At 62.3% G+C, this 23,993-nt stretch carries 17 protein-coding genes and 2 pseudogenes; 6 read left to right on the top strand and 13 right to left on the bottom strand.

What is annotated here, in order from left to right; translation table 11 throughout:
- The first annotated feature begins 8 nt into the window (after positions 1-8).
- Together BLT00_RS21330 and BLT00_RS21325 are read left to right on the top strand one after the other, a co-directional pair.
- The gene (locus BLT00_RS21330; protein WP_092141358.1) at positions 9-863 is read left to right on the top strand and encodes an FTR1 family iron permease; all 855 of its coding nucleotides are present in this window, start codon (positions 9-11) and stop codon (positions 861-863) included.
- Positions 851-2,218, top strand: coding sequence for a 4Fe-4S binding protein (locus BLT00_RS21325; protein ID WP_092141361.1), 1,368 nt, complete (start codon positions 851-853; stop codon positions 2,216-2,218). Before BLT00_RS21330 ends, BLT00_RS21325 begins: the two co-directional genes overlap by 13 nt.
- A 246-nt stretch (positions 2,219-2,464) precedes the next feature.
- Here the strand turns inward: BLT00_RS21325 and BLT00_RS21320 are convergent, their stop codons facing one another.
- The 6 genes from BLT00_RS21320 to BLT00_RS21295 all read right to left on the bottom strand — a co-directional run bounded on the left by BLT00_RS21320 (position 2,465) and on the right by BLT00_RS21295 (position 11,533).
- Complete coding sequence (locus BLT00_RS21320) at positions 2,465-4,885, bottom strand: efflux RND transporter permease subunit (protein WP_092141364.1); 2,421 nt, start codon at positions 4,883-4,885, stop codon at positions 2,465-2,467.
- A 52-nt stretch (positions 4,886-4,937) separates the two neighbouring features.
- The gene (locus BLT00_RS21315) at positions 4,938-6,041 is read right to left on the bottom strand and encodes a WD40/YVTN/BNR-like repeat-containing protein (protein WP_092141367.1); all 1,104 of its coding nucleotides are present in this window, start codon (positions 6,039-6,041) and stop codon (positions 4,938-4,940) included.
- A 68-nt stretch (positions 6,042-6,109) separates the two neighbouring features.
- Positions 6,110-7,471: a DUF1329 domain-containing protein gene (locus BLT00_RS21310; RefSeq protein WP_092141370.1), complete on the bottom strand. Its 1,362-nt coding sequence runs from the start codon at positions 7,469-7,471 to the stop codon at positions 6,110-6,112.
- 15 nt (positions 7,472-7,486) lie between these two features.
- Positions 7,487-9,136 (bottom strand): DUF1302 domain-containing protein, encoded by a 1,650-nt coding sequence (locus BLT00_RS21305; protein WP_092141373.1) that lies wholly within the window; start codon positions 9,134-9,136, stop codon positions 7,487-7,489.
- Between the two features lie 87 nt (positions 9,137-9,223).
- On the bottom strand, positions 9,224-9,991 hold the full coding sequence (locus BLT00_RS21300) for a coniferyl-alcohol dehydrogenase (protein WP_069970856.1): 768 nt from the start codon (positions 9,989-9,991) through the stop codon (positions 9,224-9,226).
- A gap of 69 nt (positions 9,992-10,060) precedes the next feature.
- A complete protein-coding gene (locus tag BLT00_RS21295) occupies positions 10,061-11,533 on the bottom strand; it encodes a benzaldehyde dehydrogenase (protein WP_092141376.1) in 1,473 nt (490 codons plus the stop codon).
- Between the two features lie 282 nt (positions 11,534-11,815).
- On the opposite strand from BLT00_RS21295, the gene BLT00_RS21290 reads away from it, so the two are divergent.
- On the top strand, positions 11,816-13,591 hold the full coding sequence (locus tag BLT00_RS21290) for a sigma-54-dependent Fis family transcriptional regulator (protein ID WP_092141379.1): 1,776 nt from the start codon (positions 11,816-11,818) through the stop codon (positions 13,589-13,591).
- A 174-nt stretch (positions 13,592-13,765) separates the two neighbouring features.
- On the opposite strand, the gene BLT00_RS21285 is transcribed toward BLT00_RS21290, so the two are convergent.
- A complete protein-coding gene (locus tag BLT00_RS21285) occupies positions 13,766-14,668 on the bottom strand; it encodes an AraC family transcriptional regulator (protein ID WP_063321436.1) in 903 nt (300 codons plus the stop codon).
- A gap of 199 nt (positions 14,669-14,867) precedes the next feature.
- Here BLT00_RS21285 and BLT00_RS21280 point away from each other — a divergent pair.
- The 3 genes and pseudogenes from BLT00_RS21280 to BLT00_RS21270 all read left to right on the top strand — a co-directional run.
- A pseudogene (locus tag BLT00_RS21280) lies at positions 14,868-15,050 on the top strand (sugar ABC transporter substrate-binding protein); the annotation flags it as partial.
- 157 nt (positions 15,051-15,207) lie between these two features.
- Positions 15,208-15,981, top strand: a complete 774-nt coding sequence (locus tag BLT00_RS21275) for an L-iditol 2-dehydrogenase (protein ID WP_092141382.1) — start codon at positions 15,208-15,210, stop codon at positions 15,979-15,981.
- Between the two features lie 194 nt (positions 15,982-16,175).
- A complete protein-coding gene (locus tag BLT00_RS21270; RefSeq protein ID WP_092141385.1) occupies positions 16,176-17,027 on the top strand; it encodes a CAP domain-containing protein in 852 nt (283 codons plus the stop codon).
- Positions 17,028-17,143: 116 nt separating this feature from the next.
- On the opposite strand, the gene mqo is transcribed toward BLT00_RS21270, so the two are convergent.
- From mqo to adh, 6 genes and pseudogenes are all read right to left on the bottom strand, one after another.
- Positions 17,144-18,787 carry a malate dehydrogenase (quinone) gene (gene mqo / locus BLT00_RS21265; protein WP_092141388.1) on the bottom strand — a complete coding sequence of 548 codons (1,644 nt, stop codon included), beginning with the start codon at positions 18,785-18,787 and terminating at the stop codon, positions 17,144-17,146.
- A gap of 385 nt (positions 18,788-19,172) precedes the next feature.
- The gene (locus tag BLT00_RS21260; protein WP_092141391.1) at positions 19,173-20,378 is read right to left on the bottom strand and encodes an acetyltransferase domain-containing protein; all 1,206 of its coding nucleotides are present in this window, start codon (positions 20,376-20,378) and stop codon (positions 19,173-19,175) included.
- Between the two features lie 174 nt (positions 20,379-20,552).
- A complete protein-coding gene (locus tag BLT00_RS21255) occupies positions 20,553-21,923 on the bottom strand; it encodes a hybrid sensor histidine kinase/response regulator (protein WP_092141394.1) in 1,371 nt (456 codons plus the stop codon).
- A complete protein-coding gene (gene ercA, locus BLT00_RS21250; RefSeq protein WP_092142700.1) occupies positions 21,907-23,064 on the bottom strand; it encodes an alcohol dehydrogenase-like regulatory protein ErcA in 1,158 nt (385 codons plus the stop codon). Before ercA ends, BLT00_RS21255 begins: the two co-directional genes overlap by 17 nt.
- Positions 23,065-23,196: 132 nt before the next feature.
- Positions 23,197-23,268 carry a pyrroloquinoline quinone precursor peptide PqqA gene (pqqA, locus tag BLT00_RS21245; protein WP_003253598.1) on the bottom strand — a complete coding sequence of 24 codons (72 nt, stop codon included), beginning with the start codon at positions 23,266-23,268 and terminating at the stop codon, positions 23,197-23,199.
- Between the two features lie 275 nt (positions 23,269-23,543).
- Positions 23,544-23,993, bottom strand: a pseudogene (adh, locus tag BLT00_RS21240) (aldehyde dehydrogenase); the annotation flags it as partial.

Genomic DNA, 23,993 nt, shown 5'->3' with positions numbered 1-23,993 from the left:
ACATTTGCATGACTCAATCGATGTTCATTGTATGGCGCGAAAGCGTCGAGGCGTTGTTGGTGATCGGGATTCTCCAGGCCTGGGTCAGCCGGCAACACCAGGCCAGCCAGCTGTTGCGCTATGTATGGACCGGCGCGGCGCTGGGCCTGTTGCTTTCGGGCGTGCTGGCCGGCCTGATCCTGCTGGCCGGCGAGGCCATGAGCGGGACGGCCAATGAATGGTTCCAAGCGTCGCTGGCACTGGTCGCCAGCCTGCTGATCGTGCAAATGGTCGGCTGGATGCACCGAAACGCAAGGACGCTCAAGCATGACCTGGCGCGCCACGCCGACCAGCGCCTGAGCCGCCAGGGCGGCCTGGGCCTGTTGGTGCTGGCCCTGCTGGCGGTCAGTCGCGAAGGCAGTGAAACCGTGGTGTTCTTGTATGGTGCCGGTGGGCGCCTGCAAGGGCCGCAACTGGGCTTGTTCGCTGTGGGCGCGCTGGCCGGGCTGGTGCTGTCGCTGCTGACCGTCTCGTTGCTGCACAGCAGCCGCCGATTCATCTCATGGCCGCGTTTCTTTGCCATCAGCGAAGCGATCCTGCTGCTGTTGGGGGCGGCGTTGCTGGTCAGCGGTATCGAGCGCGTCGGCGGGCAACTGCTCGCGATGGATTGGCCCGAGCCGATGTATCGCGCCATTGGCGACGCGCTGTGGGATAGCAGCGCGATACTCGATGACGGCCATGGTTTCGGCGGGTTCCTGGCGGACTTCACCGGGTATCGGGCCAGCCCGAGTGCGATGACGCTGCTGGTGTGGCTGGGCTATTGGGGCGTCGTCGCGGGCTGGCTGCGGCCACGCAAGGCGGAAAACCTGCCATGCCCGACCTGAACCCCTGGCTCCAACGCCTGGGCGACGGCATGCGGCGCCACGGTGCAACCATTCGTGCCGTGCAATGGGTGGTAGTGCTGTTCTACGCGGTGCTGCTGGTGGTGCCGGCCCTGCTGCCATTGCCCAGCGGCCAGGCACGCCTGTTCGACAATCTCACGCTGCTGGCGCAGTTTCTGTTCTGGGGCCTGTGGTGGCCGTTCGTGTTGCTGTCGATCGTGTTGTTCGGGCGGCTCTGGTGTGGCGTGCTGTGCCCGGAAGGCGCCTTGAGCGAATGGGCCAGCCAGTACGGCAAGGGCTTAGGGGTGCCGCGCGGATTGCGCTGGGCTGGCTGGCCGACCTTGGCGTTCTGCCTGACGACCCTCTACGGTCAACTGATCAGCGTCTACGACTACGCCCAGGCGGCGTTGCTGATCCTGGGCGGCTCGACCGTCGCTGCGGTGATCGTCGGCCTGTTGTTCGCCCGGGGCAAGCGGGTGTGGTGCCGTTACCTGTGCCCGGTCAGCGGCGTCTTTTCCCTGCTCGCTCGCTTGGCGCCGGTGCACTTTCAGGTGGACGAACAACGCTGGCTGGAAAACCCCGCACCGCGTCGCCCTCCTCCCAACTGCGCGCCCTTGCTGGACATCCGCCGCATGCGTGGCGCCGCCGATTGCCACGCCTGTGGTCGCTGCAGCGGCCAGCGCGATGCGGTGCGCCTGATTGCCCGCTCCAGCAGCGAGGAAATCCTGCACTCGACGGCTAACACCCTCTCGCCCTGGGATGTTCGCTTGCTGTTGTTCGGTGTCATCGGCCTGGCCATGGGCGCCTTCCAGTGGACTGTCAGCCCATGGTTCATCGACCTCAAGCAAAGCCTGGCCCAATGGCTGGTCAGTCATGATTGGCTCTGGGCACTCCAGGACAACGCGCCCTGGTGGCTGTTGACGCACTATCCGCAACTCAATGACAGTTTCAGTTGGCTCGATGGTTTTTGCATCGTCGCGTACCTGGGCATGAGTGCGCTACTGATAGGCACTTCGCTGATGCTGCTGATGCGCCTGGCGGCACGCCTCTCGGGTGACAGCACACAATATCCGCCCTTAGCCATCACCCTGACGCCCCTTGGCGGTGCAGGGTTGTTCCTCGGCTTGTCGGCCACCACGGTCAAGCTGCTGCGCTATGAAGGCCTACTGCTGGAATGGGTACAACCGGCTCGGGCCGTATTGCTGATAGCGGCGATAGCCTGGAGTTTATGGCTGGGCTGCAAACGCCTGCAGCAGGCGCAGACTCCACCGATCCGACGATGGCCAGCCATGGCCTGCCTGGTCTTGGCCAGCAGCCTGGTGGGTTATGGCTGGTGGCTGCAGTTCTGGGGATGGTGATGTGTTCACAACATCTAGATTCGATACAAAACCCTGTGGGAGCGAGCTTGCTCGCGATGAGGCCGGCAAGCCCGACATGCATGTGACTGAACCACCGTCATCGCGAGCAAGCTCGTTCCCACAGAGGAAACGCGATCACCAAAGAACCAGGTCGGCTATCAGGCCACCTCGCGGCGGGCGTTGATCTCGGCGGCCCATTAACCACGCTGGCTTAACGCAGGTATTGCGCAGTGCCATATCCCCCCATCACCCTCTAACCCACCGCCCCTGCCGACTCAACTCAGGCTTTTTTAAAAACACCCTCTGCGGCAACAGCAACCAAGCCAACGCCGGCAGCAAGATCAAGGCCCCGAGCATGTTCACCAAGAACATGAAGGCCAGCAAAATCCCCATATCAGCTTGAAACTTGATCGGCGAGAACGCCCAGGTCGACACCGCCACAGCCAAAGTCATGCCCGTCAACAACACCACTTTGCCGGTGAACAGAAGCGCCTGGTAATACGCCTGGGCCAAGGTGTCACCGGCCCGCATTCGCGCCAGGATCACGCTCAACACATAGAGCGCATAATCGACCCCGATGCCCACGCCCAGTGCAATGACCGGCAGCGTCGCGACTTTCACCCCCATGCCCAGCCCCACCATCAGCGCCTCGCACAGGATCGAGGTGAGCATCAGCGGCAGCATCGCGCACAGGGTTGCGCGCCAGCTGCGGAAGGTCACCAGGCATAGCAGGCTGACCGCGCCATAGACCCAGAACAGCATCTCGCGCATGGACTTCTTCACCACGATATTGGTCGCCGCTTCGATCCCCGCACTGCCGGCCGCGAGCATGAACTTGACCTCCGGCATCTGGTGCCCGGCGATAAACTGCTCACTGGCCTCCACCACCCGGTTCAAGGTGTCAGCCTTGTGATCGGCCAGGTAAACGTACAGCGACAGCATCGAGCAGCCCTGATTGAACAGTTCTCGCGGGGCACGGGTTTGCACGGCCCCCAGTGCGCCGTCATTGGGGATCAGTTCATACCATTTGAAGTTGCCTTCGTTGTAACCGACCGTGGCGATCTTGCTCAGCGCGGCCATCGAGGTGGTCGATTCCACGCCGGGCAATTGCTCCAGTTGCCAGGCCAGCGCATCTACCGCGGACAGGCTGGCGTAACGGGTGCATTGATCCTCGGGGGTCTTGATCATGACCACGAAAATATCCGAGCTGGCCGCATAGTTCTGGGTCATGAACAACGCATCGCGGTTGTAGCGCGAGTCGGCACGCAACTCTGGAGCGCCAGGGTCCAAGTCGCCGATTTTCAGGTGCAGGCTCACGGCAAAACCAGACGCGGCCAACAGCAAGCCAGTCAACATGGCGCCCGTGGCCCAGCGCCGCTGGGTGAACAGATCAAGCACACGCCACAGGGGATGCTTGATCTGCGCCTGTTGCTCGGTGGTTTCCGCACTCAGGCTGCGTTGCGCTGCCGCCGGGCTGACGCCGATATAGCTGAGCAGGATCGGCAGCAGGATCAGGTTGGTGAAAATCAGCACCGCCACCCCGAGGCTGGCGGTGATTGCCAGGTCCTGGATCACCCGAATGTTGATCAGCAGCAACACCGCGAAGCCCACCGCATCGCAGAGCAAAGCGGTGATGCCAGCGGCGAACAGTCGGCGGAAGGTATAGCGCGCGGCAACCACCCGGTGGGTGCCACGGCCGATGTCCTGCATGATGCCGTTCATCTTCTGCGCGCCATGGCTCATGCCAATGGCGAACACCAGGAACGGCACCAAGGCCGAGTAAGGGTCCAGTTCATAACCGAGCAGCGCCAGCAGCCCCAGTTGCCAAAGCACCGCCGCCAGTGAACAGATCACCACCACCAAGGTGCTTCGCACGCAACGGGTGTAGCCAAACAGCACCAAGACCGTCACCAGCACCGCCACCACGAAAAACAGCAGTACCTGGGTCATGCCCTCGATCAGGTCGCCGACGATCTTGGTAAAGCCGGTGACATGAATCCGCAGGTCATCGGTCTGGTACTTGTCTCGCAGCGCCTCCAGTTGCCGGGAAAACTCGCCATAGTCCAGCGCCTTGCCCGTCTGCGGATTGATTTCCAGCAACGGCACGAAAATCACGCTGGACTTGAAGTTGCCGGCGACCAATTGACCGACTTCCCCGGAACGGGCCACGTTGGTCCGCACCTGCTCGAGGCTGGTGGCCGAGCCATCGTAGTCGTCAGGGATCACCGTGCCGCCGTCGAGCCCGTCTTCGGTCACGGCGGTCCAGCGCGTGGTCGGGGTCCATAAGGATTTCATGTAGGGGCGGTCGACGCCCGGCAGCAGATAGAGCTCGTCGTTGAGCCTGGCCAGGGTGTCGAGGTAGTCCTTGGTAAAAATGCTCCCCTGCCTGACCTCCACGGCGATGCGCAGCGAGTTGCCCAGGCCGCTCAGTTCCTTGCGATTCTCCAGGAAATTGGCGACATAGGGATGCCCCGTGGGAATGGTCTTCTCGTAGCTGGCATTGATGCCGATGCGCGTGGCTTGCCAACCGAGCACCAGCGTCACCAGCAGGCACAGCAGGATCACCAGCGGTCGATGGTTGAAGATCGCTCGCTCAGCGAAGTTGCCAGACGCCCGGTCAAAGTCTTCCTGGCGGCCGATCACGGTTTGAGTTTTATCGTCTTTCAAGTTTGACTCCTGTTGCACGAGCCGTGGCCCGATAGCGCTACACCGTGAAGTTTCAAGGTTGACCTGCGGCCCGCGGATCCTGGTCAGCGGCCACGCCGGTCAAGCCGACACTGGTCAGGCTGCCGTCGACCGCCTGCTGCACGGCAGCGAGGGTACCGCCGCTGCGGCTCTGCCGCTTGTCAAAGCTTCGCCCCTGGTCATGGCTGAATAAAAGCTCACCACTCTGGCTGGCCAACAACAGGCCGCCGTCGCGCAGTTGGAGGGCACTCGCCAGTGTCGATTCGATACCGGTATCAAGGCGGCGCCAACTGCTGCCACGATCCCCGGACCACCAGGCGTTGCCGCGCAGGCCATAGACCACCAAGGCCCCGTCGCGGGTGCCGAGCAGACCGAAGAAGCTGCCCTCATACGGCGACTTCAAGGCCTGGAATGACTGCCCTGCGTCGGTCGAACGCAACAGCAAACCGCGCTCACCCACCAACCACAGATCGTTGCCCACGGCGCGGATGCCATACAGGTTCAAGCCCTGGGGATTGTCCACATGCCGCATCCACGGCTGCCAGCTTCGCCCGCCGTCGTCGGTACGGAAGATCTGGTTGTAGGCACCCACGACGTAGCCGTGCAGGCGGTCACTGAAGTACAGGTCGAGAAACGGTTTATCCGGTCCGTCATCGAGCATGCGCCGTGCCTGCGCCAAGTGGCTGGTACCGTCGGGTTGATTGACATCGCGCTCAGCGAACTGCACCGCCAAGGCGATGGCACGCTGACCGTCGAGTTGCTTTTGCCAGGTTTCCCCGCCGTCCTGGGTGTGCAACACCACGCCCAGATGACCGACCGCCCAACCCTGCTCGGCATCGACGAATTGCACCGCCGTCAGGCTGACACTGACCGGCACGCGGGCCTGGCGCCAGGTCGTCCCGGAATCGTCCGAGAGCAACACAATGCCGCGCTCACCGACCGCCACCAGACGCTCCCCGGCCCGGGTCAAGCCAAGCAACACCGCACGCGGTGCCTTGGCCGTCGGTAAGGCCGATTGCTGGAGCGCGGCGAACGTCGTGGCCGGTGCCGCGATGGCACTATTGGCCAACAGGCACGACGCCAGGACACAGGCTCCCCAGCGCCGGGCAAAACTAGCAAAGCATTGTTCAACGTTCATGTCTTATCCCACTTCGAAAATCGCCAGCATCCGCGACGAGCCTCTCACCCGCCGCGGTGCTCCAGGGTTCAACGCATGTTTTCGTTCGCCATGGCATCCGGGGTGTAGAAGGACGCCGAAGGCGTGGCGATCTTCTGGTACTGGACCGTCAGGTCGTTGCTCGACGAGTTGAGGAAATAGGCGCCGGTATCGAGGTTGTAGCTGCCCCACATGACCTGTGAAGTGAGCACCGGCATGTCCGGTGCCAACAGCGTCAGCGAATACATCTGCCGTCCCAGCTTGCCCTGGGCGTCATAGCCGTCGACCAACAGGATCTGCCAGGAATCCTCATCGATGTAATAGGTCCGACGCGGCACCACATGGCGCTTGCCGGATTTGAGCGTGGCCTCGACCACCCAGACCCGATGCTTCTCCCAACGCACCAGGTCAGGGTTGAGGAAGTTCGGCTTGACCAGCTCGTCGCTCTTGACCAGGCCGGCGCGATTATTGTTGTAGGGAACGATCAGTTCTTTCTTGCCCGCCAGCTTCAGGTCGTAGCGGTCGGTGGGGCCGAACAGCATGAACGCTTCGTCGAACAGACCAACGCCAGAGGTGACGAAGTCCGGCGTGTCATAGGCGATGTTCGGCGCCCGCCGCACTCGGCGCTGGCCGACCAGGTATTGCCAGGCCGCACGGTTGCCCGGGTCCAGGTCCCAATGAGTCATCAGGCCTTCTCCGGCCTTGGAGGACGGCAGCTCAGTCAATAACTTGCCGACCTGGTACTTGCCAGCGAATTGTTCCGGGCTACCGTTCTCGGAATAGTAGGGAAACTGGTAGCTGAACAGGGCACGGGTGGCCTGGACTTTCTTGCCGCCAGCGGTCATCAGCCACGTATCGAACGGCGCACTGATGGTCTCGGCCCCCTGCCAGGACAAGCGGTAATTCCACAACACCTGCGTGCCGTTGTCCGGGATCGGGAACGGAATGCCGCCGAAGGCACCGCTGACTTTCTCAGTCTCGACATCCAACGTGGCGCGGCCGGCATTCTTGGCGGTGTTGTCATACACCCATTGTGGTGCCGCCGCCGAGCGATGAGTGGGGTACACGTCCAGTCGGTAGTCCGGGTATTTCTTCAGCAGAAGCTTGGTACCTTCCGCCAGTTGGCCGGCGTACTGCTCCATGTTCGAAGCCTTGATCGAGTACAGCGGCTTGTCGCCGGCAAACGGATCGGGACGCTTATCGCCCGGTTTGTAGCCGGCCACGACCTTGGTGTAGCCACCATCCCAGGCCGGGATACTGCCATCGGCGTTACCGGCGCGCTCGGCGCCGAGGGGCGTGAGTTCAGACTTCAAGCGTGCCACCTGTTCAGGCGACACCGCCGCCTGGGCCAGGCTCACGCCGGCCAGGGCCAGCGTCAGGAGGCAGGTGTTGAGCAATGTGTTGTTCTGCATGGCGAATCCACCTTATTAGAATGAGGTTTTCACGTAGAGCGAGACGAAGTCGCGGTCGGCCAACGACTGTCCGTAACTGAAATTGCCGTCCTCGCGCAGCCCGGCTTTCGGTGCGCCGAAGAAGTTCACGTAGTTCAGGCCAACGTCCCAACGCTGCAGGTAGGTTGCCTTGACCCCGACGCTCCAGTCACCGGAGTGGGTGTTGCCGAAGCCTGCCTTGCTGACGGCCGACGAACGCCCATCGAGTACCACGCCCATGCCAATCGGCACGGTCAGGTCGATGCCGTCGATCACCTGGAAGTACGCCGGCTCCAGCAGTACCCGCAACGCCGTGGCATCGCGGGTGGTATTGGAGTCCAGGGCCGCCGCGTTCTTGGTGACGCTCAAGGTACGGTTCCAGGCCAGTTCGGCCAGCGCGGAACCGCCGTCCCAGAACGAGGTGGGCGACAACAGGTAAATCGCCGACAGGTTGGCGTGGGCGGTCTTGCCTCGGGCAAACAGCTCATCGTTACCGCCATCGACGTCCAGGCCTGGCGCGACCACTTGCAGATTGCTGACCAGCGGCGCGTTCCAGCGCACGGAGGTTTCACCGGCGAAGTTGAACGGCCCGTGGGCGGTGGAGAAACTGACGCCGGCGGTCTTGATGTCTTCGGCGTAGACCTGGCGATAGGAACCCAGGATCGGCAAGCCAGTGGCCGCCGAGGCGGGCCCGTCGAGGTAGGCGTACAGGCCACTCGGGGCTTTGTCGTGGTACTGCGCGGCGTAGAAACCCAGCTCCAGTTCGGTCCCATCAGGCTTGTAGCGGATCTGCATACCGCCCTGCCCCGAATTGCGCGGCTTCAAGTCACCGGCATTGACGGTGTCGTTGCCAAACACTTCGCGCAACGGACCACTACCGTAGCCAATGGCATCGACATCGCTCAGGTAGCTGCCGGCACCGGGAACGTTGGAGCGCTCCCACTCGAACTGATAGTAAGCCCCCACCGACAACTGCGGGTTGATCTGCAACTGCCCGGAAATCTGATTGACCGGCCGCAGGATCTCCTTGAACTGGGTCCCCGGCACGCTGAGCAACTTGACCACATCGCTCGGCCCCTGGGCATTGGCGATGCCGTTGCCGCCGTAGAACAGGCTTTCACCGTAGATGAGACTGTGCCGGCCCACGCGCACCACGCCCTGGGAGTCTTCGCCAAGGTCACCGCGCAGGAACACGAAGGCGTCGAGAATTTCCGCATCACGGCCGTGGAGCTTGCGGGTTTCGCTGAGGAAGTGGGGCTGCTCGCTGCTGTCGGTGTCCTTGTTGTAGATATCGTCGTACCAGGCTGCGCCGCTCACGCGCAGACCATAGTTTTGCCGGCTCAGGTCCATTTCGGAAAACAGGTCCAGGCGATTGGAGACAAGGCCGCGACTGAAATTCTTGTCGCCCTGGCTCTGGATCGAAGGGTACAGACCGTTGGCGGTCGAGGCGTTGGTCAGGCGGCTGTCCTGCCCCCGCAGGCGCCAGGCCTGGCTGTACTTGATGGTGTTGTCCCAGCGCAGTTTCCAGTCGGAGTCACCCAGGTCCATTTGCATGGCCTGGACCCTTTCGACCATCACACCGGTGCTGCATAACGCCAGGAACAGGGCGCAATGCTTGAAACCAAAGCAATCTTTGAGGTTATCCATGGACGCTTCTCATTATTGTTATTTTTGGGCATGGCTTTGCAGCCAACACGCTCGGGTAGCGGCTTGCACCGTTCTACGGATGCGCATTCAGATGTAGGTGGAGGCCAATCCACCATCGACCGGCAGGTTGACGCCGTTGATCCAGCGCGACTCGTCGGCACACAGGAAAGCGATCACCGCCGCCACCTCATCGGCGTAAGCAGGACGTTTCATGCGATGGGCATCGGCCTGGGTCCGGGCCTCGCCGAGCATGCTCACGAAGTCGTCGAGGATCGGCGTGAACACTGGGCCTGGCGCAACACTGTTCATGCGCACCGAATGCTCAAGAAACCAGGGTTGGGCCTGCAGGTAGGTCCAGACGATCAAGGCTTCCTTGAAGTACTGGTAGCAGGTCTGGTCCGGCACCCGGTGGTCGGCCAGCCAGGCTTGCGCGGCGGTAAAATCCTCGATGCGCGCCAGCGCCTTGTGCTGTTCCAGGCGCAACGGCCATTCGGCGCCGAGGATCGAGGCGATATTGACGATGCTGCCGCCAGCGTTGATGCGCGGCAGCAGCGCACGGCTCAAGTGGCGCAACCCAAGGTAGTTGACCCGCGCCAGCAGTTGCGGGTTTGCGGTGCCCGGCACCCCGGCGATGTTGCACAGGCTGTCGAGCCGTGCGGGTAGCTGCGGCAGCAACCGTTCGATGTTTTCGGCGCTACTCAAATCGCCTTGCACAAAACCGTCCAGGGTCATGTGCGGCGCCTTGAGGTCGACGCCAATCACGTGGGCGCCATGAGTGCGCAGCAGGCTTGCCGTGGCAGCACCAATGCCTGACGAGACACCGGTGACCAGCACAATCTTGTTGTCGAGTTTCATGTTGAGTCCTCTTATTATTTTTGTGTACTCGCAGGGCCCTCAGCTCATCGGGCCCTGTAAACCTGTCTATCAGAAGGGGTAGACCGGCGCCTTGTCCTTGACCGTCACCCACTGCCATTGGGTGTATTCGTCCCAGTCCGCCGGGCCGCCGACGCTGCCGCCATTGCCCGAGGCGCCGCGCCCGCCGAACGGGTTGATGCACTCGTCGGCGACGGTCTGGTCATTGATGTGCAACATGCCGCACTGCAACCGCTCACCGATGGCCATGGCCCGGCCCACCGACGACGAAATAATCGCCGCCGCCAAACCGTACTCGGTGCGATTGGCCAACTCGACGGCTTCATCATCGGTGGCGAAGCTGACCACCGTTGCCACGGGGCCGAAGATCTCCTCGTCGAAGGCACGCATGCCCGGTTTCACGCCGCTGAGCACGGTGGCCTGGTAGAACAGTCGATCGTGCTCGCCGCCTGCCTCCAGCCGGGCGCCGGCGCGCACGGAGTCGCTGACGATGTCGTGCACCCGTTTCAGTTGGCGCTGATTGATCAGCGGCCCCAACGCGGCTTCGCCCTGGGCGGCGTTGCCTACCGTCAAGGCCCGGGCCTTTTCCACCAGTTTGCGGGTCAGTTCTTCGGCGATGGATTCATGGGCGAGGATCAACCCGGTGGCCATGCAAATCTGCCCTTGATGCAGCCAGGCGCCCCAGGCCGCATTGCGGGCGGCGAGGTCGAGGTCGGCGTCTTCAAGAATGATCAGCGGGTTCTTGCCACCCAACTCCAGCGCGACCTTTTTCAGGTTGCGCCCGGCGACTTCAGCGACTTTGCGACCGGCACCCGTGGAACCGGTAAAGGCGATCATGCGCACGTTAGGGTCACGGCACAGTGCCTCACCGGCATCCGCCGCGCCGGGCAACACTTGCAACAGGCCCTTGGGCAGCCCTGCCACCTCGAACAAACGAGCGATGAGAAAACCGCCGCTCACCGGGGTCTGCGGATCCGGCTTGAGCACCACCGCATTGCCCGCCGCCAGGGCTGGCGCAACGGAGCGCATGGACAGCACCAGGGGAAAGTTGAAGGGCGAAATCACGCCGACCACACCATGGGGCTGACGCCGCGCATAGGACAGGCGCCCCGCCTCGCTGGGCAGGACCACCCCATGGGCCTGGGATAGCAGGCCGGCGGCCTGATGCAACAGCACGATGGCTTCGCGCACTTCGTGTTGACCCTTGAACAGCGCGGCGCCGGACTCCCGAGCCACGTACAGTGCCAGTTCGTTGAAGGAATGCTCGGCCACCTCGGCGGCCTTGCGAAAGATCGCCGCGCGCTGCCGCGGGCCCAGCGCCGCCCAACCCGGCTGCGCCAGGGCTGCGTCGCGGCTGGCCTTGGCAATGTCGGCGGAGTCGGCCGTGGCACAGCGCATCAAGCGCTCACCGGTGGCCGGTTCAATGATCGATTGCAGCGGCCCCGACGCAGGCACCCAGTCACCGTTGAAGACACATTCCGACTCGATCACCTGGGACAACAGGTGGCTTTTGGATGCAGACATTTAACACTCCCGGCTCTTTGTTGTTGTCATCGTTTGCCGCACCTGGAAGGTATCGACGCACGCCGTGCAAGTGCTTGAGCAAGCGCTGTGCCGGTTTCGCCTGCGGACGTTGATAAACCTGGCGCAGGGCTCTGGATCAATGCTCTGCATCGAGTGAAAGCCTGATGACGCATCTGCCGACGTGGCCGTTGGCCAGCTGCCACTTGTTCATTTGATAAAGTTATGCTTAATAACTATCTCGCCAGATGATCATTTCGATCACCCGCCATCAGGGGCATAACAATGAATAATCCCCACTGCCAATTGCCGGATCACCGGATCGCCACCGAGCACTTCCGTCCACGGGGTGACAGCAACGAGCTGACCGACAACAGCTCGCCCACGACGGCAGAACTCACCGCATGTCTGTTTTTCTCCCCCGACGATGGCCGTATCTGGCTCAACGACCAACGCATGTTGCTGCTGCACAGTTCATCCTTCGGTGCGTTGCGCCGGGAAATCATCGAACGCCAGGGGCTGGAACAGGCCCGTGGGATGCTCACCCGCACCGGCTATTCCTCCGGCGCCCGGGACGCCCGGCTGATTCGCGAACGCTGGCCCCACGCCGATGCCGCGGCGGTATTTCGCGCCGGCACGCATCTGCACACCCTTGAAGGCATGACCAAGGTCGAGCCGCTGCATTTCAAGTTCGATGCCGACTCCGGGTTCTATGAAGGGGAATTTCTCTGGCACCACTCCTGTGAGGCCGACGAGCATGTCGCCGCCTATGGCACCGGGCAGGATCCGGTGTGCTGGACCGAACTGGGCTATGCCATCGGTTTCGTCAGCGGGTTGTTCGGGCAACTGGTGATCTTCCGCGAAGTGGAATGCCGAGGCATGGGACACGAACGCTGCCGAGTCGTCGGCAAGACCGCCGAGCAATGGGGCGATGTCGAGCAGGACCTCAATTACCTCAACGCCTCACCGCCAGCGGTCGTCGCGCGCACCGACAGCCAGTCCGACAGCGTTGCCGGCACCGCCCCGCTGCCGGACAGCGAACAGCCGCTGATCGGTGCCAGCGCCGCCTTCAACGCCGCGACCCAAGCCTTGCAGCGGGTGGCCTTGACCCCCGCCACCGTGCTGGTCAGCGGAGAATCCGGCGTCGGCAAGGAGATGTTCGCCCGCCAACTGCACCAACTGAGTCGCCGACGCGATGGTCCGTTCATCGCCCTCAACTGCGCGGCTATCCCCGACAACCTGATCGAAGCCGAACTGTTTGGCGTCGAACGCGGTGCCTATACCGGGGCCACCCATTCACGTCCCGGTCGTTTCGAGCGAGCCCATGGCGGCACGTTGTTCCTGGATGAGATCACCTGCCTGAGCCTGGCCGGGCAAAGCAAGTTGCTGCGCGCCTTGCAGGAGCGGGAAATCGAACGGATCGGTGGTGGCCACGGCATCAAGGTCGATGTACGGGTCGTGGCGGCCACCAACATCGACCTGCGCAAGGCCGTGGCGGACGGCGCGTTCCGTGAAGACCTGTTCTATCGGCTCAACGTCTACCCCATCGCCTTGCCGCCCTTGCGCGAGCGTCGCGATGACATACCGCTGCTGATCAATGCCTTCCTCAAGCGCTTTTGCCAGGAATACGGCCGCACCCCGATGGGCCTGACCATGCGCGCCTTGAAGGTCCTGCTGCGCTATGACTTCCCGGGCAACGTGCGCGAATTGCAGAACCTCATCGAGCGCGGCCTGATCGCCAGCGAAGAAGGCCAGGCGATTGACCTGGTCCATCTGTTTCGCAATGAGCAACTGCCGGTGGATGCGTATTCCGTGGACCTGCACGGCGGTCTCTCGCCAATGGGCATGGCCGCCAACGACCCCGCGGAAAAACCGGCGTTGCTCCAGTCCCTCAGCCAACTGGACTCGGACTTCTCCATTGACGGGCTGGAGTCACGGCTGATCAACGAAGCCCTGCAACTGAGCAGCGGCAACCTGGCAGCGGCCGCACGCTCATTGGGGCTGAGCCGGGCACAGTTCGCGTATCGGTTGAAGAAGCATCAAAAAGGTGTACCGGACTGAACACCGAACCTGGGAGATGCTGCGAAGGCAGGTCTTGGGGCCGCTTCGCGCCCCAGCGGGAGCAAGCTCCCTCGCCACGGGTATATCGCCGGCCTTGAGTGAACAACATTACCTGCGGGAGCAAGCTCGGCTCCCACACTGGCTGCTCAACGACGGTCAACATGGCAGGCTCCGTCAAGCAGGGGCAAAAGCGCCCCGCCGGTACTCGCTGGGGGTCTGGTTCATTTCTATCCGAAAATGCCGGTTGAAGTTGGACAAGTTGTTGTAGCCCACTTCAAAACAGATATCGGTCACGGGCATTTCACTCTGCAACAGCAAGCGACAGGCACGCTGGACCCGCAGCTTGCGCATCAAGTCAATGAAACCGTGCCCGGTGATGCGCTTGAAGAACCTCGAGAAGCCTGGCTCGCTCATGTCCAATTGGCGGGCGATCACCGACAGGCGCAGGTCGCCGGTGAGTTCGGCCTGCAAGTATTCGAAGGCTTTGTGGATGCGCTCGGAGCTGCGCGCATCGAGGGTCGGCGCATAGCAAGGGCTCGCCAGGCTCAAGGCTTCGTCGCCAGGGGCTTGGTTGAGGGTGTGAAGCAGTTCCAGGAACAGCGCCAACCGCGCCAGTCCCTGGGCCGGCCCGATGGCTTCCAGCAGGTGCGCAGCCTGCCGCGCGGTGTTGCCGCCGAAGGCCAGGCCGCGGCGGGCGCGTTCGAACAGGCCCTGCAGATCGCCCAGTTCGGGCAGGGTTCGGCGCAAGGTCAGCAGCGTGGCACCGTCGAACTGCAAGACCACGTCGCGCCCGGGCAGGTGCTCGCCCGACGCCAGGTCGCCCATCCAATCGTGGGGCAAGTCCGGGCCAATCATCGCCACGTGGCCAGGGCCAAACGGACCGATGTAGTCGCCCGCCAACAGCTTGCCGCTGCCCTGGCGGATCAGGTGGATTTCAAATTCGGGGTGATGGTTCCAGCGCGCCATCGGGTACGGGTAATCATGCTCGTACCAGCGAAAACTGTGTTCGGGCTCAGGCAGGATGACTTCCAGTTCGGCTGGTCGCTGCTCGAACAGGGGCGTTCGGGGATCAGGCATGTCGCGCCTCTTTTATCGTTATAGCGGGCACCTTACGCCGAGTGCGCAGCGCTTCGCCAGCCTCGGCCTGACCGGTCACTGATACTTTTTTAACCCGCACCTGTCGCACTCAAGGGCGTTAAAAAAGTATCAACGCACGATCCTCCCTGCGTTTGTCGGCCTCCACGGGCGCTGCTGTAATCGGCTTGCCATTGGCGCCGAACCGGTGCCGTACGTGGGCATCCAGTACGTGACGATTCCAGAGCTCCAAGCCATCGGCACCTCCGTCGGCCAGCTGTTTACCGTCGCCCTCACCGGACAGGTCACGGTGGAACAGGCGCTGGCCTCGGCACAATCGAGCACCGAGCGGGAAATGAAGCGGGCTGGGTATCCAAAGCTATAACGATTGGCCCCGGCCTTTTTGTGGCGAGGGAGCTTGCTCCCGCTGGGTCGCGCAGCGGCCCCACATCGGCGAGTGCTACGCACTCGAGCGGGAGCAAGCTCCCTCGCCACACGGCTGTGTGCGCCGCCTACCACCTAGACTGAAGACAGGACAACCCATGAAACGACTGGAAGGAAAAAGTGCCCTGGTGACCGGCGCCGCCCGCGGTATCGGCAGGACATTCGCCCAGGCCTACATCAACGAAGGCGCCACAGTGGCGATCGCCGATATCGACCTGGAGCGAGCCCAGGCCACCGCCGCCGAACTGGGCGATAGCGCCTACGCGGTCAAAATGGATGTGACGGACCAGGCGTCGATCGACCAGGCCATCGACGCCGTGGTGGCCCGGGTGGGCAAGCTGGATATCCTGATCAACAACGCCGCGCTGTTCGACCTGGCGCCCATCGTGGAAATCACCCGCCAGAGCTACGAGCGGCTGTTTTCCATCAATGTCGCCGGCACGCTGTTCACCCTGCAAGCGGCGGCGCGGCAGATGATCCGCCAGGGCCATGGCGGCCGGATCATCAACATGGCCAGCCAGGCCGGTCGGCGTGGCGAAGCGCTGGTCGGTGTCTATTGCGCCACCAAGGCAGCGGTGATCAGCCTGACCCAGTCCGCCGGGCTGGATCTGATCAAGCATCGGATCAACGTCAACGCCATCGCCCCCGGCGTAGTGGATGGCGAGCATTGGGATGGCGTGGATGCGCTGTTCGCCCGCCACGAAAACCTGCCGTTGGGGGAAAAGAAGCGCCAGGTAGGGCAACAGGTGCCCTATGGCCGGATGGGCACGGCCGAGGACCTCACCGGGATGGCGATTTTCCTCGCCTCGGCGGAGAGCGAATACGTGGTCGCGCAGACCTATAACGTCGATGGCGGGAACTGGATGAGCTGATAATCTGCGATTTTATGGCCTTGAAACGACGGAAATGGACTTATTCGCCTGAAAGTTGATCCCACTCTTTGAGGATCATCCCGAACGCTACCCAACGGTGCCGTTCCAAGGGATTTCAAAAGAGCGTGAATACCGTTGCCCCAGCGGGGCAAAAATTGCGCATCATAGGCGCCGTCCGCTCAAGGGAGATTTACATGCGTGCCATTTCATCCGTCATGGGTCTTGTCGTGCTATCGCTGGGCCTGGTGTTCGCCACCGGTGCCACGGCCACCGAAGAGACGCAACTGGTCGAATCCATCAACCTTTACCGCAGCCAGTCCCAAAGCTGTGCCGGCCAGGCCTCGCTGGAGTTGCCACCGCTGGCGATGGATTCCCGGCTGATCCTGTCGGCCAATGGCATCGGCGACCTGCAGCAGGCGCTGGCGCGGGCGGCCTATCCCATGGTCAACGTGCAGGCCATCAGCCTGTCCGGGCCGCGCGACGCGCAATCAGCCATGAAAGCCGTCCAGGAAAGCTTCTGCCAGGTAGTACTCGACCCGCAGTTCATCGACATCGGCGTCAGCCGCCTGGACCGCGAATGGCGCATCGTGCTGGCGCGCCCACTGTTGTCGGCGCGCCTGGGTGATTGGCAAGCCGAGGGCCAGAAGCTGCTGAAACTGATCAACAGTGCCCGCACCCAGCCGCGTCGCTGTGGCACCGAAACCTTCGCCGCCACCACGCCGCTGGCCTGGAACGCCACCTTGGCCCTGGCCGCCGTGACCCACACCCGGGCCATGGCCAACAACAATTTCTTCGACCACAAGGACCGCGACAACCGCATGCCGGGCGACCGCGCCGAACTGGCCGGCTATCTGGGCCAGTTGATCGGCGAGAACATCGCCGCCGGACAGGACACCGCGCTCAAGGTGGTGGACGGCTGGCTGGCCAGCCCGGGGCACTGCGCCAACCTGATGAACCCGCAGTTCCGCGAATTGGGCGCCGGGTACGCGAGCGACCCGAAAAGCGATGCCGGGATCTATTGGACGGCGATGTTTGGCACTCAATAGCGCGGTGGCCGGGCCATCGCCATCGCGAGCAGGCTCGCTCCCACAGGGTTAACCGAGCCCAAAAAAAACGCCGCTCAATGAGCGGCGTTTTTGTACCTCACCAGACGGCGTCCGGTTTACAGCGCCATGTCAGCCGCTGGGTTGGCTTCACGGGCAGCGGCCGGCTTGGCCGGTGCCGCGGTGGCGCCTGGCTTGCCGATCGCCGGCGGAGGATCCAGTTGCAGGACCTCGCTGGTGTAGGCCCATTCCTGGGCGACACGCTCAGGGTTATCGTTGAGCTTGGTGCCGTAGCTTGGCACGATCTGGTGCAGTTTTTCCTGCCAGGCCGGGCTGGCGACCTTGTCCTTGAAGACCTTCTCAAGCACGGTCAGCATGATCGGTGCGGCGGTCGAGGCGCCTGGCGAGGCACCCAGCAGGCCGGCGATGCTGCCGTCCTGGGACGCGACCACTTCGGTACCGAGTTTCAGTACACCGCCCTTCTCTTCGTCACGCTTGATGATCTGCACGCGCTGACCAGCCTGCCACAGGCGCCAGTCTTCCTGCTTGGCCTCCGGGAAGTACTCTTTCAGGGCGTTGAAGCGATCTTCATCCGACAGCATCAGTTGACCGGCCAGGTACTCGACCAGTGGGTACTGTTCGATACCGACCTTGGTCATCGGCCACACGTTGTGGGTGGTGGTGCTGGTCAGCAGGTCGAAGTACGAACCGTTCTTCAGGAACTTGGTGGAGAAGGTTGCGAACGGGCCAAACAGGATCACGCGCTTGCCATCGAGCACACGGGTATCCAGGTGCGGAACCGACATCGGCGGTGCGCCCACCGAAGCCTTGCCGTAGGCCTTGGCCAGGTGCAGCTGGGCGACGGTCGGGTTTTCGGTGACCAGGAACGAACCACCCACCGGGAAACCCGCGTATTCACGCGCTTCCGGGATGTCGGACTTCTGCAGCAGGTGCAAGGCACCACCGCCGGCGCCGATGAACACGAACTTGGCGTCGGTCTCGGTTTCGGTACCGTCTTTCAGGTTCTTGTACGAAACGCGCCAGGTACCGTCTTCGTTGCGGGTGATCTCTTCCACTTCGCTGGACAGCTTGAGGGAGAAGTTCGGCTTGGTTTGCAGGTAAGCCGCGAATTGACGCGTGATTTCGCCGAAGTTCACGTCGGTGCCCAGTGGACTCCAAGTGGCCGCGACTTTCTGGCTCGGGTCACGCCCTTGCATCATCAGCGGCACCCACTTGCTGATCTGCTCGCGATCTTCGGAATACTGCATGCCGGCGAACAACGGGCTGGCCTGGAGGGCTTCGTAGCGCTTCTTCAGGAACGCGATGTTCTCGTCGCCCCACAAAAAGCTCATGTGCGGCGTGGAGTTAATGAACGAACGCGGGTTCTTCAACACGCCGTTCTTGACCTGCCAGGACCAGAACTGACGGGAGATCTGGAAGGCTTCGTTGATTTCGATGGCCTTGGAGATATCGACCTTGCCGTTCTTGTCTTCCGGCGTGTAGTTCAGCTCGGCCAGCGCAGAGTGACCGGTACCGGCATTGTTCCAGCCGTTGGAGCTCTCTTCGGCAACACCGTCCAGGCGCTCGACCATTTCCATGGTCCAGCCCGGCTCCAGCTCATTGAGCCAGACGCCGAGTGTCGAGCTCATGATGCCCCCACCAATGAGCAAGACATCCACTTTTTTTGGCTCGGCGGCATGCGTGGTCGCAAGACCCATCGCCATCGCCAGGCCCAGTAGCGCCGTGTGTGTTTTCTTCAACATGTGTGTATCCCTAGGATGAACGCCATTCCGTCCACCTGTCCTGATCACGGATAGCCCACGTCCATGGCCGGTAACGCCAGCAGGGCGGCTATCGAGAAGGACCGGAGGATGGACCTACAGGGCCGAGCAATACGTCGGCCTCTCGTTTATATCTCTCCGGCGCTGACTTCTTGTAGGTCTTGGCTTCAGCTGGGGTGAGGGACGCTGCGAACGGTGTTCATCGGGCATGGCGCGGCCGTGTCCGATTGTCGCAGCGGGGGGGAGTTTACATAAGGAAATAAACAGACCGAAACGTCTTTTTACATTCCTGACAAAAACGCCGACCAAATGACGGCATTTTAATGGCCCTGATCGCCACCGTTCGCGCGACCAGAGCCCCCGCGGGTCAGAGATACTTGAGGATCGCGATATCACGCCGCCGTTGCTTGAGCCCGGCAAACCAACGTGTCGGAAAAAACAGCACGACACCCAGCAACACACTCCACAACCACACCATGGGTAAATCATCGAATCCGAAATAGGTACCCTGGTTGGTGCCCCAGATGGCAACGGCGGTCAGGTACAGGGCCTTGAGCACGTAAAGGTGCAGCAGGTAGAAAAACATCGGTGCGCCGCCATAGATCGCCAACAGCGCGATGGCTCCCCGATCCTGGGCTTTTTCAAAGAGTGCCAGCAACATCAGCCCTATTCCCAGGGTCGGCATCAGGAACATCAGCGACGGCGGATACTTCGTCGCGCTCATGAAGCTCATGAAGGTGCGTAGCGCGTCGCCGGTCTGGAGCCAAGGTTTGTCGCCGTACACGTTCAGGTAACGGATAAGCACAAAAGCCAGCAGCAGACCCAGCCCCATCTTGAACAACCGTCGCAGGCGCACGGCGGGTTCAACATCCTTGCCAAACCACGGCCCGATGACCCAGCCCAGCAGGATCACGCCGATCCACGGCAGCACCGGATACGTGGTACGGGCCCGGGTGAACTCGGTGATATCGATGAATGCCCGTTGATGAAGAATCGACCACGGCACGAAAAACGGCGAGTCAGGCCCTGGCACCACACCGTCCAACAGATTGTGTCCAGCAACGATGGCAACGCCGAGGAGGATCAGCCAACTGCGCTTGAGGTGCAACAACGCAGCCAGGACAATCATGCAAATGCCAATGCACCAGATCACTTGCAACCACAGTGTCTTGGGCGGGAACTCGGCGTTCCAGGCGAAACACACGAAAGTCAGTTCCAGGAAAACCAGGAACAGGCCACGCTTGAGCAGGAACAACGAGGTCTGGCCGGCGGTGTGTTTCTGGCTGTAGAGCCAGGCCGACAAACCGGTGAGGAAGATGAAGACCGGGGCACAGAGCGTACTGAGCAGGCGGGTGAAATACAGGTCCGGGGTCACGCTCAGCGCATCGATGGGGTCGGTGACCTGACGGTGCAGCAGGAATGTCTCGCGAACATGATCCACCAGCATCAGCAGCATGACGAAACCTCGCAAGGCATCGATGGCGAGCATGCGCACATGGGTTTTGGTGGCGCTTATTGCAAATAAAGGCGCGATGACGCCGGACGGGCTCGTCATGCTTGAAGGTAGGCTCATGGCTTTACTCGGATGGAGGTCGTTGATCCGTGCAAGGCAGGGAATGAGAATTCCTGCCAAACGGAAACGGATAACATAACACTGAATTGTTATCGCGCGCAGGCTCGCTGCCACTGGGGATTGTGGTGGAGACGGTTTCGGGGACCTCACCAGGTGAGGCCTGCCTCGGGTCCCCTACCCGAGCATCTGACTCAACACCGCCCGCAACTTGCCAGGCTTGAGCGGTTTGTTGAGCAGCGGCGCGCCCAGTTTGCGCAAGGCGCGGCGGCACTGGTCGCTGCGGTCGGCGGTGATGATCACCGCAGGGATCGCCTGGTGGAAATGCTCGCGCAGGTGCTTGACCACTTCACAGCCCACGACCCCGTGATCCAAGTGAAAATCCGCCAGGATCAGCTCCGGCACACGGCCTTGCAGCACATCCAGGGCGCCCGCTTCGTCGGTGGCGGTCAAGACTTCGCAGCCCCACTGCCCCAACAACGCCGCCATGCTTTGCAAGATGCTCAACTCATTGTCGATCACCAACAAACGCCGCCCCGGTAGCGGGTTGCCCGCGACCGCCTGTACCGGAACCTGGGAAACTGGCAGGGGTTTTTCGCTGGACAGCGGCACCTCGATACTGAACACCGAGCCCCGTCCCGGCCGAGAACGCACCTTGACCCGGTAACCGAGGATGTGGGCGATACGTTCGACAATCGCCAATCCCAGGCCCACGCCTTTGCGATCCGCCGCCCGGCCGACATCGAGTTGGTTGAATTCGAGGAAAATCGACTCCAGGCAATCGGCAGCGATGCCCCGCCCCGTGTCCCAGACCTCGATGCTCAAGCGCCCTCCCCGGCGCCGGGCCGCCAGGAGAATACCGCCCTGAGTGGTGTAGCGGCAGGCATTGCTCAGCAGGTTGCGCAGGATACGGCTGATCAATCGCAGGTCGGTCAGCACGGCTTCATCGCCAAACCGCACCCGCAATTCCAACCCCGCGGCGCCGGCCACCGATTGAAATTCGGAAACCAGCGGCCCCAACAACTCATCCAGCCGATACGGCGCCAGGTCGGGCTTGACGGCGGCCTGGTCCAGCCGGGAAATGTCCAGCAGGTCGGTGAGCAGGTCTTCGGCCCCTTCGAGCGCCTGATGAGTCCGTTCCACCAGCACATGCTCGGCGGTAGGCAACTGGCGCTCACGCAACGTGGCGATCAGCAGGCGGGCCGCGTTGAGTGGCTGCAACAGGTCATGGCTGGCAGCGGCCAGGTATTTGTCCTTGCTGCGGTTGGCGGCCTGGGCGGCGTCCCGGGCATCGCGCAACTGTTGCTCGATCAGTTCGCGCTGGACAATCTGCTGCTGCAGGTTGTGGTTGGCCTCCAACAACGCGTCGGTGCGCTCGGCCACCCGCTGTTCCAGTTGATCATTGAGCTGTTGCAGGTGTTGCCGGGCCTGCTCCAGTTCATCGAGGCGCGCCGCCAGTTCCGGGTAGTGACTCTTGCGCGTTGAGTGATTGCCCAGCCCCAACAGCCCGGCCAGGGCTTTTTGCTGCTCGTCAGAGGGCTTCGCCATAGACGACCTCGACATCCCGCTGGCTCGACTCCCGAGGGTTGGTGAGGATGCACGGGTCGTGCATCGCATGCTGCGACAAGAACGGAATGTCCGAGGTGCTCACGCCATGCAGGCCCAGCGTCTCGTGGAAACCGATGGTGTGCTTGAGGGCAATCAGGTGTTCCACCAGCCGAGTGCGGATCTGCCGGTGGTTGAGCCCCCGGCAGTCGATGCCCAGCGTCTCGGCAATCACCTTGAAACGCTCCGGCGCCGAGTTGTAGTTGAACGCCACCACGTGCTCCACCAGTACCGCGTTGCACAAACCATGGGGCAAATCGAGGAAACCGCCCAGGCTGTGGGACATCGCGTGCACCGCGCCGAGGATTGCGTTGGAAAACGCCAGCCCGGCCTGCATGCTGCCCAGCATGATTTTTTCCCGCAGGGCGATGTCCGCCGGGTTGGCGATCATCTGCACCAGGTTGCCATTGATCAGGCGCATGGCTTCCAGGGCATGGGGGTCGGTCAACGGCCCGTGACCGGTGGATACGAAGGCCTCGATGGCATGCACCAGGGCGTCGATGCCGGTACAGGCGGACAGGAATGGGTCCATGCTCAGGGTGGTTTCCGGGTCGATCAACGATACGTCCGGCACCGCCGCCTTGCTGACGATGGAGAATTTCATGCGTTCTTGCTGGTTGGAGATGATCACGAACTGCGACACGTCCGCCGACGTCCCCGCCGTAGTGGGGATCAGGATCAGTGGCGGGCTGGGCACGTGCAGGGTATCGACGCCTTCGAACTCGAGGATGTTGCGGCCGTGGGCAACGACAATGCCGATGCCTTTGCCGCAATCCATCGGGCTGCCACCGCCCACCGCGACGATGACATCGCAATGGTTTTCCCGGTAAAGGTCGGCACCGAGCATCACTTCCTCGACCCGCGGATTGGGCGAAACCGCGCTGTAGATGCAGTAGTCGATGCCTTGGGCCTGGAGACTGGCTTCGACGTCAGCCACCCAACCGGCGGCGATGACCCCGGGATCGGTGACGATCAGCACCTTGCGTGCACCGAACGTCTTGGCGTAATTGCCGACATTGTGCCGACAACCGGCACCGAACATGATTTCAGGGGAAACGAACTTGCGCAGCGGGCTGAGGCTCATCTTTTCAGGTACGTGGCTCATCGGTAAGCCTGTTGTTATTGTCTTGGGATACCTTGAGCCTAAAGCATCCCACCGCGATTGCAATCAGACCAATGGGTAGCCCGGCCTGAACGCGTCAGGCCGGGCCGGCACTCATCGGTTGGCGAAGTACATCGTCACTTCAAAGCCAATACGCAGGTCGGTAAACGCGGGTTTAGTCCACATGGGTCTTTCCTCTTCTTGTACCGGGCGATTCCGGCAATTCATTAATGCATACCCCGCCCAAGGCTCGAATGCTACTTTCGAAGCGGTGGAGGGAGTGCGTTGGTACTACTGCAGAGCGGGCACCTGTGGCGAGGGAGCTTGCTCCCGCTGGGGCGCGAAGCGCCCCTTCTTCAAGGCACTGCATTTGAGTGCTTGATGATTACTTTTGGGGCCGCTGCGCGGCCCAGCGGGAGCAAGCTCCCTCGCCACAGTGTTCACTCACTCGATGTCGGGGGTTAGAAGAACCCCAACGGATTGATGTCGTAGCTCACCAGCAGGTTCTTGGTCTGCTGATAGTGATCGAGCATCATCTTGTGGGTTTCACGGCCGACACCGGACTTCTTGTAGCCACCGAACGCGGCGTGCGCCGGGTACAGGTGGTAGCAGTTGGTCCACACGCGACCGGCCTTGATCGCCCGGCCCATGCGGTAGGCGCGGTTGATGTCGCGGGTCCACAGGCCGGCACCGAGGCCGAACTCGGTGTCGTTGGCGATCGCCAGGGCTTCGGCTTCGTCCTTGAAGGTGGTCACGCCCACTACCGGGCCGAAGATCTCTTCCTGGAACACACGCATTTTGTTGTGGCCCTTGAGCAGGGTCGGCTGGATGTAATAGCCGCTCGACAAATCCCCCTCGAGTCGCTCGGCAGCACCGCCAGTAAGCAGCTCGGCGCCCTCTTGCTGGGCAAT

It is taken from the genome of Pseudomonas sp. NFACC51, assembly GCF_900103575.1.
GTDB lineage: Bacteria > Pseudomonadota > Gammaproteobacteria > Pseudomonadales > Pseudomonadaceae > Aquipseudomonas > Aquipseudomonas fluorescens_Q.
This window is presented reverse-complemented; position numbering and strand designations above follow the sequence as displayed.

Coding starts and splice junctions, on each gene's coding strand:
- BLT00_RS21330 (WP_092141358.1), top strand. CDS start 9: ATGACTCAATCGATGTTCATTGTATGGCGCGAAAGCGTCGAGGCGTTG.
- BLT00_RS21325 (WP_092141361.1), top strand. CDS start 851: ATGCCCGACCTGAACCCCTGGCTCCAACGCCTGGGCGACGGCATGCGG.
- BLT00_RS21315 (WP_092141367.1), bottom strand. CDS start 6,041: ATGAACGTTGAACAATGCTTTGCTAGTTTTGCCCGGCGCTGGGGAGCC.
- BLT00_RS21310 (WP_092141370.1), bottom strand. CDS start 7,471: ATGCAGAACAACACATTGCTCAACACCTGCCTCCTGACGCTGGCCCTG.
- BLT00_RS21305 (WP_092141373.1), bottom strand. CDS start 9,136: ATGGATAACCTCAAAGATTGCTTTGGTTTCAAGCATTGCGCCCTGTTC.
- BLT00_RS21300 (WP_069970856.1), bottom strand. CDS start 9,991: ATGAAACTCGACAACAAGATTGTGCTGGTCACCGGTGTCTCGTCAGGC.
- BLT00_RS21295 (WP_092141376.1), bottom strand. CDS start 11,533: ATGTCTGCATCCAAAAGCCACCTGTTGTCCCAGGTGATCGAGTCGGAA.
- BLT00_RS21290 (WP_092141379.1), top strand. CDS start 11,816: ATGAATAATCCCCACTGCCAATTGCCGGATCACCGGATCGCCACCGAG.
- BLT00_RS21285 (WP_063321436.1), bottom strand. CDS start 14,668: ATGCCTGATCCCCGAACGCCCCTGTTCGAGCAGCGACCAGCCGAACTG.
- BLT00_RS21275 (WP_092141382.1), top strand. CDS start 15,208: ATGAAACGACTGGAAGGAAAAAGTGCCCTGGTGACCGGCGCCGCCCGC.
- BLT00_RS21270 (WP_092141385.1), top strand. CDS start 16,176: ATGCGTGCCATTTCATCCGTCATGGGTCTTGTCGTGCTATCGCTGGGC.
- mqo (WP_092141388.1), bottom strand. CDS start 18,787: ATGTTGAAGAAAACACACACGGCGCTACTGGGCCTGGCGATGGCGATG.
- BLT00_RS21260 (WP_092141391.1), bottom strand. CDS start 20,378: ATGAGCCTACCTTCAAGCATGACGAGCCCGTCCGGCGTCATCGCGCCT.
- BLT00_RS21255 (WP_092141394.1), bottom strand. CDS start 21,923: ATGGCGAAGCCCTCTGACGAGCAGCAAAAAGCCCTGGCCGGGCTGTTG.
- ercA (WP_092142700.1), bottom strand. CDS start 23,064: ATGAGCCTCAGCCCGCTGCGCAAGTTCGTTTCCCCTGAAATCATGTTC.